The organism is Deltaproteobacteria bacterium, assembly GCA_021737785.1.
In the GTDB taxonomy this organism is placed as follows: Bacteria; Desulfobacterota; DSM-4660; order Desulfatiglandales; family Desulfatiglandaceae; genus AUK324.
The window spans coordinates 18,995-33,954 of sequence record JAIPDI010000055.1; the positions used below are offsets into that span (position 1 = coordinate 18,995).

Annotated in this window: 13 protein-coding genes; 1 reads left to right on the plus strand and 12 read right to left on the minus strand. The window is 54.4% G+C overall.

The window, feature by feature from the left end; genetic code table 11:
* Nucleotides 1-28: 28 nt before the first annotated feature.
* Nucleotides 29-562, minus strand: coding sequence for an oligoribonuclease (gene orn, locus K9N21_20420; protein ID MCF8146279.1), 534 nt, complete (start codon nt 560-562; stop codon nt 29-31).
* 498 nt (nt 563-1,060) lie between these two features.
* On the opposite strand from orn, the gene K9N21_20425 reads away from it, so the two are divergent.
* Entirely contained in the window at nt 1,061-2,278 is a 1,218-nt protein-coding gene (locus K9N21_20425) for a nucleoside:proton symporter (GenBank protein MCF8146280.1), read from the plus strand.
* Between the two features lie 262 nt (nt 2,279-2,540).
* On the opposite strand, the gene K9N21_20430 is transcribed toward K9N21_20425, so the two are convergent.
* From K9N21_20430 to ppcB, 11 genes are all read right to left on the minus strand, one after another.
* Nucleotides 2,541-3,248, minus strand: coding sequence for an ABC transporter ATP-binding protein (locus K9N21_20430; GenBank protein MCF8146281.1), 708 nt, complete (start codon nt 3,246-3,248; stop codon nt 2,541-2,543).
* The gene (locus K9N21_20435) at nt 3,242-3,991 is read right to left on the minus strand and encodes an ABC transporter ATP-binding protein (GenBank protein MCF8146282.1); all 750 of its coding nucleotides are present in this window, start codon (nt 3,989-3,991) and stop codon (nt 3,242-3,244) included. The genes K9N21_20430 and K9N21_20435 overlap by 7 nt, the downstream gene beginning before the upstream one ends.
* An 8-nt stretch (nt 3,992-3,999) precedes the next feature.
* Nucleotides 4,000-4,998: a branched-chain amino acid ABC transporter permease gene (locus tag K9N21_20440; GenBank protein MCF8146283.1), complete on the minus strand. Its 999-nt coding sequence runs from the start codon at nt 4,996-4,998 to the stop codon at nt 4,000-4,002.
* Nucleotides 4,995-5,882, minus strand: coding sequence for a branched-chain amino acid ABC transporter permease (locus K9N21_20445; protein ID MCF8146284.1), 888 nt, complete (start codon nt 5,880-5,882; stop codon nt 4,995-4,997). The genes K9N21_20440 and K9N21_20445 overlap by 4 nt, the downstream gene beginning before the upstream one ends.
* A gap of 99 nt (nt 5,883-5,981) precedes the next feature.
* Nucleotides 5,982-7,256, minus strand: a complete 1,275-nt coding sequence (locus tag K9N21_20450) for an amino acid ABC transporter substrate-binding protein (protein ID MCF8146285.1) — start codon at nt 7,254-7,256, stop codon at nt 5,982-5,984.
* A 436-nt stretch (nt 7,257-7,692) separates the two neighbouring features.
* Entirely contained in the window at nt 7,693-8,601 is a 909-nt protein-coding gene (locus tag K9N21_20455; GenBank protein ID MCF8146286.1) for a hypothetical protein, read from the minus strand.
* A gap of 311 nt (nt 8,602-8,912) precedes the next feature.
* Nucleotides 8,913-9,473 (minus strand): UbiX family flavin prenyltransferase, encoded by a 561-nt coding sequence (locus K9N21_20460; protein MCF8146287.1) that lies wholly within the window; start codon nt 9,471-9,473, stop codon nt 8,913-8,915.
* Between the two features lie 37 nt (nt 9,474-9,510).
* On the minus strand, nt 9,511-10,728 hold the full coding sequence (locus K9N21_20465; protein MCF8146288.1) for a Tm-1-like ATP-binding domain-containing protein: 1,218 nt from the start codon (nt 10,726-10,728) through the stop codon (nt 9,511-9,513).
* A gap of 112 nt (nt 10,729-10,840) precedes the next feature.
* On the minus strand, nt 10,841-12,499 hold the full coding sequence (locus tag K9N21_20470; GenBank protein MCF8146289.1) for an AMP-binding protein: 1,659 nt from the start codon (nt 12,497-12,499) through the stop codon (nt 10,841-10,843).
* A gap of 212 nt (nt 12,500-12,711) precedes the next feature.
* Complete coding sequence (locus K9N21_20475) at nt 12,712-13,233, minus strand: response regulator (protein MCF8146290.1); 522 nt, start codon at nt 13,231-13,233, stop codon at nt 12,712-12,714.
* A gap of 91 nt (nt 13,234-13,324) precedes the next feature.
* Nucleotides 13,325-14,731 (minus strand): phenylphosphate carboxylase subunit beta, encoded by a 1,407-nt coding sequence (ppcB, locus tag K9N21_20480; protein ID MCF8146291.1) that lies wholly within the window; start codon nt 14,729-14,731, stop codon nt 13,325-13,327.
* Nucleotides 14,732-14,960 lie beyond the last annotated feature (229 nt).

Genomic DNA, 14,960 nt, shown 5'->3' on the forward strand with positions numbered 1-14,960 from the left:
AACCGTTACCGACATAACGGCCTGCGGCTCAAGGGACAAACACATGCCTGCGGTAGTAGATGAGTTCATCGATCGATTCGCGGATGTCGCTCAGGGCCAGATGTGTTTTTTGTTTCTCGAACCCGGGGAGGGAAGGATACCATCGTTTGACCAGCTCCTTGATCGAACTGACGTCGATGTTGCGGTAATGAAAAAAGGCCTCCAGGCGCGGCATGTGTCTGTAAAGAAAACGGCGATCCTGACCGATGGAGTTGCCGCACAGGGGGGATTCGCCCTCTTCACAGTATCGGGACAGGAATTGAAGCGTTTCCTCTTCAGCCTGAAGGGGGGTACAGGTGGAGGATCGGATGCGGTCCAGAAGTCCTGAGGCCCCATGGTGTTCCAGGCTCCACGGTTCCATGTGGGAAAGGATATCCTCGGGATGATGGAGGACCAGGTCCGGCCCCTCGGCGATGATGTTGAGCCGGGCGTCGGTGACGATGGATGCAATTTCCACGATCACATGACAATCCGGGTTCAGTCCCGTCATTTCAAGATCGATCCAGACAAGAGGCTTTTCCAATTCATGAACCTTCCGGACCAGGATATTTAGCGATGTGTTCCCCTTGCAGCCGGTGAAACCACCGGCACTGCGGCGGAGGCGTTTCAACTATCTTATCAATGTTTGGGATCCATATTCAATAAAAACCGGAGGGCTTTCCTGAAGACACCCTCGGGAGCCTGTGACGACTTCAGATTTTTCGGCAAGACCGTTTATATAAGAGCAGCTGCATATTTGATGCATTCGTAAAAAGCCGTCACCCCGTTGAATCCCGCCGAATGGCGGGACGGGGTCCACGGGCTATGAGTGCTTGAGAACGCTGGTTTCCGGCTTTCGCCGGAATGACGGAAAAGGGGCTTTTTCGACTTTTTACGAGACCATCATTTTTGAAAAAAATTGTATCATTGACCGTTAACCGCCCGGTCTGCTATCCTCCCTTCTCCGGAACCTCCCCTTCACGCCTTACGGCATTATTGTCGAGAGGAAAAATTGCCCCGACTCCAGAGTTTCATAGGGTTCATGGCCCTGGTCTTCCTGGCATGGCTTTTTTCTGAAAATCGGAAAAGGGTGAATGTCAGGACCGTTGCCGCAGGCCTGGGACTTCAGGTCCTTTTGGCCCTGGTTCTGCTGAAATTTCCAGGGAGCCAAGAGGTCTTTCTCTGGTTGAACCGGGGCGTGGGCGCCATCGAGGCGTCTACGAGGGCGGGAACCGGATTTGTCTTCGGCTATCTGGGAGGGGCGCCGCTTCCCTTTGAAGAAAAGGCTCCGGGTTTGAGCTATGTTTTTGCATTTCGGGGGATCCCGCTTCTTCTGGTGATCAGTGCCCTGTCATCCCTCTTTTTCTACTGGAGAATCATTCCCTGGGTGGTGAATGGGTTTTCATGGGTCCTGCGGCGCGTCATGGGCATCGGTGGGGTCGAAGGCCTGGGCGCTGCAGCCAATGTCTTCATCGGCATGGTGGAATCGCCTCTGATCGTCAGGCCCTACCTTACGCGCATCTCCAGGAGCGAACTCTTTACCATCATGGTCTGCGGCATGGCCACCATTGCAGGGACGGTCATGGTGCTCTACGCATCCATCCTCCAGCAGGTAGTGCCCGGGATCATGGGACACCTCCTGGTGGCATCCATCGTCAGTGCGCCCGCAGCCATTACCGTAGCCAAGCTGATGATCCCGGAGACATCGGCCCTTTCCGGAGAAGGGGTGGCCCTGCCCATAGAGGCGCGAAGCCCCATGGACGCCATCACCCGGGGCACGGTGGCGGGCATCAGTCTCCTCCTCAATATTGTGGCCATGTTGATTGTCTTTGTGGCGCTGGTCCATTTGCTGAACATGGTACTCGCCTTCCTGCCGGAATTTTCCGGCCGGCCGGTGACGTTCCAGAGACTGGTGGGCTACCTCATGGCCCCGGTTGTCTGGCTCATCGGCATCCCCTGGTCAGAGTCGGTGACCGCCGGCTCATTGATGGGGACCAAGACGGTCTTGAATGAATTGCTGGCATATCTCGATCTGGCCGGCCTGCCGAAAGACGCGCTCAGCGAAAGGAGCCGTCTGATCCTGATCTATGCCATGTGCGGCTTTGCCAATTTCGGTTCTCTCGGCATCATGATCGGCGGCATGGGGGCCATGGCAAAGGAGAGGAGGGACGAGATCGTGGGCCTGGGATTGAGGTCTATTGTGGCCGGGACCATTGCCACGTGCATGACCGGAGCCCTGGTGGGAGTGATTTATAAATGACTATTTTCTGAAGCGGGACGACTCACCCGCAACCCAATGTCGTCCCTTAGCTCGAAGCTCAAAGCTGAAAGCTGAAAGGGGGGTTGAACGATCCTTTGAGCTTTGAGCTTTCAGCTTTCAGCCTATTGTTTCCGGCCAATGAAAGACTTTCTTGTTTTTTGTGACAGACCCGGCAATAAGGCACTGATGAATATTGAACAGTTGGAATCATTCATGCGGCACGGCGGTGCACCCCCTGTGCCATCCCCTCAGCGCCATGCGCTCAAATCCCCAGATAGGCCTCCCTTATTTCGGGTGACCCCTTGATCTCTTCAGGATTTCCTTCCGCCTTGATCCGGCCTTCGTGCAGGATATAGACATAATCCGCCGCATTCAGGGAGGCGTCCGCGTTTTGTTCGATGAGCAGGACGGTCAGTCCGATGTCATTTTTCATTTTCTGAATGGTGTCGAAGACTTCCCGAACCAGCAACGGGGCCAGGCCCTGGCTCGGTTCGTCCAGCATGATCAGATACGGCTTGGTCATCAGGGCCCGGGCAATGGTGACCATCTGCTGTTCACCGCCGCTCAGCGACCCGGCCGTCTGATGTTCCCGCTCCTTGAGCCTGGGAAACAGGGAGTGTACCATGTTGAGCGATTCATCCCTGTGGGCCGACGCTTTTTTCAGATAGGCCCCCATGAGAAGATTTTCATGAACCGTCATGTTGGGAAACAGGTGTTTTCCCTCAGGCACCATGGCCACGCCCATGTCGACTTTCTTGTGGGTGGGAACGAGCGTGACATCCGATCCGTTATACACGATTTTACCGCTCCACGGCTGGATCGATCCGAACACCGTCATGAGGAGGGTGCTCTTGCCCGCGCCGTTGGGACCCAGAAGGGAGGTGATCGTTCCCTTCTTGACCTGAAGACTCGGCTTCCACAGGACCTGCATGGGACCATAGCCTGATTCAAGTTCTGTGACCTTTAACATGCTTCGTCCTCCGGCGAACGGCCCAGGTATACTTCCACCACCCTGGGATTTTCCAGGGCCTCTTTTGTGGGAGCGTCCACTATTTTTGAACCCTGATGCAACACGATGACCTTTTCCGCCAATCCTACCACCGCCCGCATGATATGCTCCACCATGGCCACGATGGCGATATTCTCCTCTTCGGCCACCCGTTTGATAAACGCCACCATTTGATCGATATCGTTGGGATGCATCCCTGCCATGGCCTCGTCCATCAGGAGGAGCTTGGGTTTCATGGCCAGGGCCCGGGCAATCTCCATCAGCTTTTTTTCAACCGGGGTCAAAGTGCCGGCGGCCTTGTCTCTATGGGCCGTAAGGTCCACCCGCTCGATAATCTGATCCGCAACCTCCAGTGACCCATCCACGCTCAGCCGATGGCCCTGGGTGCCGAACATGGCCCCCACCGCGATGTTTTCCCTCACCGTGGCCGAGGCGAACGGCCGGGGGATCTGAAATGTCCTTCCGATCCCCAAAGGGGCCCGTTTGAAGGGAGGGAGCCTGGTGATATCCCGGCCCTCGAACATTACCGTCCCTTCTTCAGGGTAGAAAACACCACTGATGACGTTAAACAGGGTGGTCTTACCGCTCCCGTTGGGACCGACGATCCCCACGAATTCGCCCGGGGCGATTTCCAGACTCACCTGATTGACGGCCACCAGGCCGCCAAAGCGTTTGGTTACATTTTCAAGCTTTAATAAGGCCATGATGCCCCTTAAACAATAAAACGTGCCATGCCGGTCCCTTTGGTTTTCGCCTTCATCATCCCCACGATGCCTTCGGGGAACAAGACGATGATCACAAGGATGACCGGGGCGAAAATGAGCAGTTGAAATCCCGGGAGAAAGATGGAGAGGTAATACTTGGAAATACCATAGACCAGCCCGCCCACCACCGGCCCCAGCAGGGTTCCCGCACCCCCGAGCATGACGATGATGATGGCCTCTATGGTATAGTGGATCTCAAACACCTCGGGCGGAAATACATAGGGCGTTTTCAGGGCCCAGGCAGTGGCGCCGAGCAGCCCCGCAAAACACGCGCTGGTAATAAAGGCGATGATCTTGTACTTGGTGACATTGATCCCCATCACCTTGGCGGCGTCTTCGTCTTCCCTCAGCGCGGTCAGGGCGTAGCCGATCTTACTCCGCATGTAAACCAGGGTCACAAACGCGGCCAGCGCGGCAATCACCAGGACCATGATGTCGGCCCAGTAGGTGCACAGGGCCGCAGCAGTATCCCTCCCCAGAACCTTGTTGAGGTCCGCCGTGAATATCATGCCTTCAGATCCATTCCATATTCGGGCGCCCTCGATCAGAAATCTGAATCCCTCGTTCACCCCGATGGTGGCAATGGCGAAATAGGCCCCTCTGAGTCTCAGGGCCACAGCCCCCACGGCCATGGAAAGGAGCGTGGACATCACCATGGCCAGTCCAAACCCGATGACGATAATCCATGCACCGAGGAATTCATACTGGACCAGCCGGGTAATGGATAAGGCCATGCCGTAGGTCCCCACACCGAGGAATGCCACATATCCAAAATCCACATACCCTGTCATGCCCATAAACACATTGAAGGCCTGTCCCAGGGCGCAGTAAAACAGGAGCATGGACATGAGCTGCCACATCCCTTCCATGTTTTCAGCGACAAGAAACATGATAGCATAGGCAGCAAATACAGGGATGAGCGGGAAATATTTTGGTATCTGTTTCATTTTGCACTCAGGATTCCGGTGGGTCTGATTAAGAGGATGACCAGCAATATCACAAAGGACAAGAAACGGGTAAGGGCAAAGGGTTCCACCCCCGGTATATACGCGAACAGCGTGTATGAGCCGTTTTCAATGAGTCCGAATACCAGCCCGCCGAAAAAGGCCCCGTAAGGCGATGAAAGTCCGCCCAGTACGGCGATGACAAAGGCTTTGAGGGTGTATCCGCCTCCCATGTATGGATTGATCCCCACGGGGATGAACATGGTAAGGAGAACGCCGCTGGCCACGGTCAATCCTATGCCCAAAGAAAAGCTCAGCGCATATGCACCGCCCACATTGATTCCGCACACGCGGGCCCCTTCACTGTCCTCCACCACGCTGCGAACCGCCGATCCAGCCCGGGTCTTCTTGAACCACAGAAAGAGGAGCACTGCGATAAGGATGCTCCCGATACAGGCATAAAGCTTGGACATGGGCAACACGGTGATCCCCAGGTCTATTTTGCCCACAGCCCAGTTGTAGCCGCGAAATTCTGAACCGAAAATCAGCTTTATCAGCTCTTCGAGTAAGACGCCGATGGAGAAGGTGGCCAGGAGGGTCGCCAATTCAGGGGCCTTGATCAGTTTTCGGATGGTGGTATAATAAAATATGAATCCCAGGCCCATGCCCACCATAAAGGCAACAGGGATGGCGATGATAGGACTGATTCCGAGGGAACTGAAAAGAAACAGGGTCACGAAGGCCCCCACCATGATGAATGCCCCGTGTCCGACATTGACCACTTTCAGGACACCGAAGATAAGACTGAGGCCCATGGTAGCCATCCCGTACACCGCGCCCAGTACGACTCCCTGTATCAGATTTCCGCCCAATTGTTCAAAAAACATGGCACGATTTCCTCGTGGTCTTAAAGGGACAACCGCCCTGTTGCACAGACAAAGAGCCCCCGGTCCAAGGCAGGCTTGGTCGGGGGCATCAACTGATGACTACTTAGGAACGGCCTTTACGCCCTTTGCCTTTTCCTGGAAGGTTGGCATAGGATAGCAGACCTTTCCGGTCTGGGCTGCTTTGGGCCACACAATGACCCTTTTGCCGTCCTGCCACTGTACATCCACCATGGTGTGGCCCACCTGCAAGCCGCTGTCATCCACATCCCAGCCCCCGTAAAAGCTCATGAACTTAAGGCTGCCCAAGGCATCCCGGACCTTGGTGGAATCGATGGCATTGGCCTTCTGAACCCCCAGGACATAGGCCAGTACCTGGGCACCGGCCTCGGCCGCATGGTAATCCGGAAGCATATCCTCGCTGGTGTGCTTTTTGAACAGTGCCATAAATTCTTCCTGGGACGGTCCGATCCATGGGAGCCCGGCTGCCTTGGCCTCTTCGGCGGAATATTTCACTCCGTATTCCCAGTGCGAAGGTCCCATGACGCCTTCGGCCATGGTGGTTAATGCCTTGTAAAATGCCGGCAGTGTGGCCGCGGCAATAAGGGAAAGGCCGTTTGTATTAATGTCCAGATCCGCCATCTGCCGGTTAAAGAGCTGGCCGTCTTCAAAATGGCCGCCGCCCAATACAAAATCGGGTTTGCTGGCCTTTAGGGCCGAGAGAAGCGGGGTTAAATCCGTAACCCCTTTGGGATAGGTGCGCTCGAAAACAACTTCGAAACCCAGTTTTTTGGCGTGTTCCTTGGCGCCTAACATGACCATTTTGGCAAACTCTGAATCCTCATAGGCCAGGGCCACCTTCTTGTCATCGGGGGCGATTTTGTGAATCATATCCAGGGTCCCCTCGTGATAACTGGTGGCAGGCCCGATGGTCTGAACAACATATCTGAATCCCTGCTGGAAGATCTCGTTGCTAGCCCCCCCGTGGTCCATGTAGAGCATTTGACGGCTTTCGGTCACCGGCGCCCCCCTGAGGGTTAAACCGGAGCTGTAAGGCGCAAACACCACATTCACCTTGTCCACGGAAACCAGCCTTCCGATGAGACTCGTGACAGCCTCTTTTTTCGATTCACAATCATAGTATTTATAGTCCAGCGGGACCTTTTTGCCGCCTATTTCCACGCCGCCGTAAGTTGTATTGACCCATTCGACACAGGCCTTGATACCGCCCACCGCCTGCTCGCCAGCCTTGGCAAATTTACCGGAAAGGCAGGCAGGATGACCGATAACAATTTTGTCCGGGGCCGCACCTGCAAACGAGATCCCGGCCAAGAGAAACATGAACACAATAAAACCCCCAACCAATGACCGCTTCATAATTGCCTCCCTTTACTTGATTAATGTTAATCTTTATCCAACATTATCAAATGGCTATAAATGGACAATAACGGGTTGATCTTACTTGAGATTTTAATTTTAAAAAGAGGGATTTTCTTTATTTACGGGTTAACAGCGTTTTCGTTTTGATTCGATCTCACATTCTCTGATATTCACATTCGACCGAAAAACCAATATTGTTACCCTAAGCAGGTTAGATCTTATTAAAGGAGGTAATGATCAGATCTTGAAGAATACGGCGCGATGGTATAAAAGATTTCATCAAAAAGCAAATATTTTTTAAGAAAATTCCACCTGAACGGTGAGGCCTACCCGATTCTCGAGTATCCGCTCTGCATCGGCGGCCGTGGGGGTCTCTTTCTCCTGTCGTTGCTGCCCCGATGGTCCGTTGAAAGATTTCGCACGGATGCCCGGGTCAACGGGTCCCCCGGATGCGCTCCAGATTTCGAATGGTCCCCGCACGTCGCAGGTGTTTCCGTGGGGTGTCAGGGTGCTGTTCAAGAATCTGTTTGAGAAAGGTGATGCTCTCTTCAATGGCGGACAGGTAAAGATCGTCGTCAATTCCCCAACGCGCACGAAAATGGTGGCGCATATACTGATTGACCCCTCCCAGTTCGTGCTGAAACCGGTCTATGGTCATCGCATAAAACCCGGGGGTATTTCTGTAAAAGTCCAGTTCGCTGCCGAGTCCCGCGATGCCGGCGATCTTGAATTCGTCATAGAGAAAAGGGAGTTTTTCAAGATAGGTGCGGTCGGCCATCTGGCCCAGAAGATCGGCGGTACCCAACATCTTGCCAAGCATTTCATTCTCATGGGACGTGAACCGTATCTCATGGATCTTTACATCGAGTCCCGTACAGTTGAGAATATTCCCGCAAAATTCAAAATCTTCTCTTGAGAAGCCCCTTGGCGCAAAATACGTATCCATAAAGGCGATGCTTCGCCTAATGTGGCTCATGGTGTATCTGGCGCCGGGCCCTTCTTCATCAAAGGTCAGCAAATATCCTGCATCGTGGAAAAGGGCGCTGATCAGGCCCAGAGCGACACTCCATTCCGAGAAAGGATGGCCTGATACGCCTGCGCCATGAATAATCCTGGCCATGGCAAGGAAGGTATCCGTGGTGTGCTTCAGGTCATGATACTGGGTGTCGCACGCACAATACCCCGGGTACCCGCCTTCAAAAAGGCTTAGAACGTCATGAAAAACACCATCCAAAGGTCCTATATCAAATTGGGGAAACAGCATCAACAGAATGTGTTTTGCTTCATCCAGAACATCCTGGGGACTTTCCATGTTGACGAGAGTGCTTATCTGGGGGGTCATGGATTCTATCGGGGGCCTCCTCGGGCCATTGATTTGCAGGCCAAAATGTTACAACGGGGGGTATTATGATATGGAAAAGGCCTTGCCTGTCAAGAAGTATAAACGTCTTGACTCTAAATCCGGAATTCAATGCCGGGCGATCAAGGGCTGTTGAGGGTCTGTCGGTGGCCCTCTTGACACGGAGGGTCCTGTCCGCAGGTCGGGGTCGCAGCGGACGGAGATGTTGGTTCACACCCTGAATTCATCGGGGTGTCCGTCGGGTTGGGGAAAATGACCTTTTCATGGGAACGCGGTTCAAAACCTTTGGGAGATTATTCACCCCAACGCTTGAAGAGATGATGTTCAATGCGCAGGTAGTCAAATATCTTTCCGATGGTCTGGTGAATGATATCCTCTATGGTTTTGGGCTGGTGGTAAAAGGAGGGGACCGGAGGGAGAAGATGGGCACCCATATCCGCGGCCATGGTCATAAGTCTCAGGTGGCCCTTGTGGAGCGGGGTTTCCCTGACCACGAGGACCAATTTCCGCTTCTCCTTCAATGTCACGTCCGCGGCCCTGACCAGGAGGTTGTCGGTATAGGAATTGGCGATCCCGGAAAGGGTCTTGATGGTGCAGGGCGCCACCACCATTCCATCGGTCAAGAAAGAACCGCTGGCCAGGGTGGCGCCCACATCGCGGTTGCTGTAGCAATAGTCGGCCATGGCCTTGACCTCGGCCGGTGTGGTGGTCGTCTCGATCTCGATATTTCTCTCTCCAGCCTCGGAGATAATGAGGTGGGTCTCGATCTTTCTTTCCCTGAGGAGGCCCAGGAGTGTGACACCGTAGATCACGCCGCTGGCGCCTGCAATTCCCACAATGATCCGCTTTTTCATATATTCTCTCTATATACAGCCAGGTATTCACCAATAATCAGAGAATTTTCAAGGACGCTTTGACCACCGCCGCTGCAAATTCAGGATCTTCCATATTGGCGTCGATTTCCAGGATCTCGATGTCCGGGTTCAAATCCCTTCGGAGCTCGTGCACAAAGGCACGGTCTTCTTCAGGATCATAGGTGGCATTCCCCGGATAATCCACGGAAGACCATCCCCTTAAGGGGATGAGGACCTTTACAGGACCCCTTGCCGAATTCAGTTTATCCCTGAAGGCGCCCCCCACCTCTTTCAATTCAGCAGGGGATAGACGGATCCAGGTGCGGTATTTGTCCAGATCGTACTTTCTCCGTTCATGATATTCCGGTTTGTATCTGGATTTGGCCGGGGTCATGTGATTGACGCTGCATGTTGAGATGATCTGGGGGATCCCTCCCCTTCCTGCAGATTCCATCCGGTTGGGGCCGGCGTCCCGCATGAAGCCGAAGAGGTGTTCTCCGACCCCGCCCGGCGCCAGGTCGATGACGCCTTGAAACAGACCCTGTGAGATCATCTCTTCCATAGCCCTGTCCCCAATGCCTGCCGCGGAAAAACCGATGACCTGATGGCCGGCTGCTTCCAGGGACGTCCTTACCGAACTGGCGCATTGCTCGCAAGGTCCCAGCATGGTAATGGCGATCGCCTTTCCCTTCTTCGCCTTCGGCGAGATAATGGTCTCATGGACCATCCCGGCCATGGCATGGGCGGCACGGTCCATTACGTTTTTCAGGAGGTCGGAGAGGCCGGATATCTCGATAACCGAATGAAACAGGGCGATGTCGCCGGTGCCGATATAACGCGTAGAAAGCCCGGGAAGCGCGGCCGTGGAAGAGATCATCAGCTTGGGGATGCCGAAAGGGAGGGCCCGCATGACCTCTGTGGCCATGAGAGAACCGGTGGATCCGCCCATGCCGATCACCCCGTCCAGGTTCCCTTCACCAAGCCGTTCCACGGCAATGCGAGATGCCCCTGCGATAGTGATATTGGTAATCCGCGAACGCTCTTTGGAGACACGGATTTCCTCAATGGTGCTTCCGCCGGCCGCAGCCACCTGATCCGGCGTAATATCGGCACGGGTCGGTCCTTCGCCCCTCATGGAGATGTCCATGAGGAGCGGAGTCAGGCCAAGAGATTGAACCTTATCCCTCAGATAATAGGTCTCCTCACCCTTGGTATCCAGGGTGGAGATAATGAGTATCGTTTTTTCCGCCATAATAGGTAGCCACAGCTTTCGCAGATTGCCGCAGATGACTGAAATAGCTTACCTATCAGCCATCTCTCAATCATCATTAGCAATCCTTCATTGTTCAATCTTAATTCTTCAATTCCTATCCCTTTTCCGCCGCTATCCTGGCCTTGATGTCCTTTTTCAGCGTCTCCTTATTCACCTTGCCCGAGTCGCCCACTGCGGGAAATTCATCAACCACTTCGAGCCGTTCCGGGAGTTTGAACATGGCCAACTGCTTTCCCTTCAGGAATTGCACCATCTCTTCAAAGGTGAAGGTCTGGCCTGCCTTGGGGATGACATAGGCGCAGCACCTCTCCCCCATTTCCCGATCCGGGTACCCCACAATGGCCACCGAGGCCACCTTTGGGTGCTCGTTCAGCAGCCCTTCTATCTCCGCCGGGTAAATGTTCTGCCCGCCCCGGATGATCATATCCTTGGCCCTGCCCAGGATCCAGAGACACCCCTGGTCGAATTTGACGATATCGCCGGTGGTGGTCCATCCGTCAGGATCAAAGACCGTGGCGGTCAGGGTCTCGTCCCGATAATAGCCTGCCGGGGCATGGGGGCCTCTGAAATAAAGGATGCCGGGGTCGCCTTCCGGGACCTCCTGTTTTCCCTCTTCATCCATGAGCCGCACCTTGTTTCCAGGGAGCATCCTGCCCACGGTGCGGCGTCGGAGGTCCTTGGGATCCTCCACCCTGCACCCGGATACCGACCCCATATCCTGGGTCCCCAGATCGCTGGTAATGGCGGCCCCGAAGGCCTCTTCCGCCTCTTCCGCAACCTGAGGGGAAAGATAGCCGCCGGCAGAACGGATAAATCGCAGCGAACTGAGATCGTATTTAGAGGTATCTGCCTCCAGCATTCGGACCAGGTGGGTGGGCACTACGCCGATGGCCGTGGCCCTTTCTTTTTCTATGAGGGCCAGGGCACCTTCCGGCGTGAATTCCTCCAGCATGACCGTCTTGGCCCCGGCCAGGGGCGCGGCAAAGTAGGTGAGGGTCCCTGCGGCCCCGCCCGCATGGGGGGCGATGGCCATGGTGATGTCGTTTTTATTGAGTCCCCAGATATCCACCCTCCCCTTTGATGTGCAGACCCTGGGGGCACAGGGCCATTCCACCAATTTGGGGAGGCCCGTGGTCCCGCTGGTGGTGGTCAAGAGCGCCACGTTCCAGATAGGGTCAAGTCTCCTTTGGGCAAGGACCGATTCATCCACCGGCCTTTTCGCACGTTCCTGGGCCAGTTTGGTAAGGGAATAGGTCCCTTCAGGGGCCGAATCCGGAACCTCGTCGTCAAACAGAAAGATGTATTTGAGGTGGGGGAATCTCTGCTGTAGATCTTTGTACATCTCGAGGTAATCAAACTTGCGATATACGTTAGGGATGATCACGGCCGTGGCCTCGGTCCGTTCCACCATGTATTCCAGTTCCTTCTGTCGCAGGTAAGGATAGACGGTCAGGGATATGAGCCCGGCCCTTTCGCAGGCGATTCTGGCCAGGAAGCCGTAAACGCTGTTGGGAGACTGGATGATAACGCGAGAGAACTTGGGAATTCCCATCTCGACCCATGAAATGGCCATGGCATCCACGAGGCGCTTGGCCTCGGCCCAGGTGACCCTGTACTTGGCATCTACAAGGGCCTCTTTGTCGCCAAATTCCCTGGCATTCCTGTCGTAGAAATCATAGAATGTTTCATTTGTCCAGTATCCGTCCTGCAGAAACTCATCCACCATTTCTTTTGTGTACCGAATCGGTTTCACGTGAAGCCTCCAATTTAGAATTTAGAATTAAGAATTAGGAGTAAGCATCAGGAATTAGAAAATAGGATTCACAAATCCCTTTTCGAATAATGATTAGGACTCGGCCGTACTGCTCGACAGTCCGAATTTTCAAGAAATATGCACTTCATGGAGCAACAGGGACGCAGTCCTGAAGGTTCCCATTTTTGAGGCGCGAGCAGCTTATTGCGGCCTCATCCGTCTTCCTTTTTTGTTCTGTCCCTGATGCCGGCCCTGAATTTGTCCCAGAAGTCCTTGTCCGTATCCTGCCAGGCGGCCCCCCATCTTCTTTCAAAATAAGAAGTGGGCAACCGTTCCTGCCAAGGCCCCCATGGGTTTTTCCCCTTTTCTCTTGCCTCCAGGACGTCATTCAGAAAGGTCACGATATTGGATATCTCCTCCTTGGGAAGATACGAATCCGCGCCCTCCTTGATGGACCGCACCAGGTTCCCCGGAGTGAAGGCATGGGCGGTCAACATGATCGGAATGATGTGCTTCTGCTTGGCGATCTTCAAGAGGCCATAGCCGTCCACCCCCATGATATCCAGGATGGCGATATCAAACGTCTGAGACGCCATGAGCTCTTTTGCTTCTTCGAATGTGGAAGCCCTGGCGACTTCGCACATCTCCAGCAGCTCCTCCAAAATGTCCAGGATATCGGTTTCGTCATCCACGATGAGAACCCTTTTGCCGTTTAACCGCGTGCTGTCTGACATGTTCATAACTCCTTGCTTTTGCAGTCGGTTAATCATTATGGGGATCAATGATCGCACTGACCCTTCATAATAATTAACCAACAGCGCATAACTAGAACCCCAGTTCAGACCACCTGCCCTTGACCTTTTCCACCATGGCGGGATCCAGCTCAATGGGGATCGGCTTTTCTTTCCAGTCATAGGGGATGGTGGCGTCCAGAAGGAGCCGGCCCGTGATATCCCTGGAATCGATGGGGAGGGAGGGATCGAGAGGTGTGGACCGTCCCCGCTTGATCACCTGGCTCCGGTTGGGCTGGAACCGGAAACTGAGGGCATATAATACCCTTGGGATATCCCACGGATCGATGTCCTCATCCACCACGATGACCGTTTTAAGACCATAGGCCCCCATTTCCGTGGAAATGGCCGCGGTCAGGACCTGATCCGCATGACCGGGGTACATCTGCTTGACGGAAATGATGGCCAGAAATCTGCCGGAACCTTCTGGCGGACAGTAGACCGCTTTCAGCCCAGGGATCTTCATGGCCAGCAACTGCTGCCACAGAGTGGCGCCATAGGAGAGGGCCATGGTCATGTGGGTATCGGTGACAGCCCGGCCCACTGTCGTACCCCACAGAATCGGGTTGTTTCTATGGGTGATGCATTTGACATCGATAAAATTCCTGGGATCCGTGCCCACTCCTGAGTAGTAGCCGGTGTATTCACCGAACGGCCCTTCTTCCATGAACTTTTCTGCATCCACTTCCCCTTCGATCACGATCTCCGCATGTGCCGGGATGGGAAGGTCCACGGTCTCCCCCTTGACGACCTCAACGGCTTCGCCGCGCAGGGCCCCTGCCACATCATATTCCGAGGTGAACGCCGAGACCCGGGCAGCTCCCAGGATGAACAGGAGGGGATCGCACCCGATCACCGAGGCCACCGGCATCGGCTTTTTCATGGCCTGATATTTCTTGAGCATAATGTCGGCGTGTTTTCCCTTGATAAACTGGGTCCCCATCTTGTCCTTGCCGAGAAGCTGGCTCCGATAGGTCCCCAGATTGACCCAGCCGGTCTCCGGGTCCTTGCTGATGATGAAATGGGCCGTGCCGATAAAGCGGCCCCCGTCTAAGGGATACCACTGGGGAACAGGGAATTTGTAAAGATCGATGTCATTGCCTGTAAGGATGTTTTCCTTGCAGGGGGCATCGCCGGCATTCACCCATTTGGGCGGAATCAGGTTATCCCCTAACCTGGCCCATGCCTTATATAGGTCCACCAGGGTCGAATCCAGGGGCTGTCCCATGATGAGGGCGAGGCGTTGTGCCGTGGTGCACACGCTGGTGATGACCGGCGTATCATACCCCTTTACATTCTCAAACAAGAGGGCCGGACCGGCCTGCTCTTCATTGAGCTTGGCGATGTGGGACAGCTCCAGGTTCCAGTCCACTTCCGCGGTAATCCGTTTACACAAACCTTCTTTTTCACCTGCGGCGATAAAATCTCTCATGCTTTTCATCGATAGTATTCCTCCATAGCGTTAAGATTTTGTTATGGTTGTTTTTTCATCAAATACCGAACCCGGGAAAACCGGGAAATGAAAAAGTTTTCACACGGAGACAGTAGAGTAGGGAGGGGGGTATCCCCTCCCCCTCCTCAAACCGGACGTGCGGATTTCCCGCATCCGGCTTTCCTGAAGACTCTCGCCGGAGACATGCACAGTTATGAACCGAGCGGTCTTACAAATA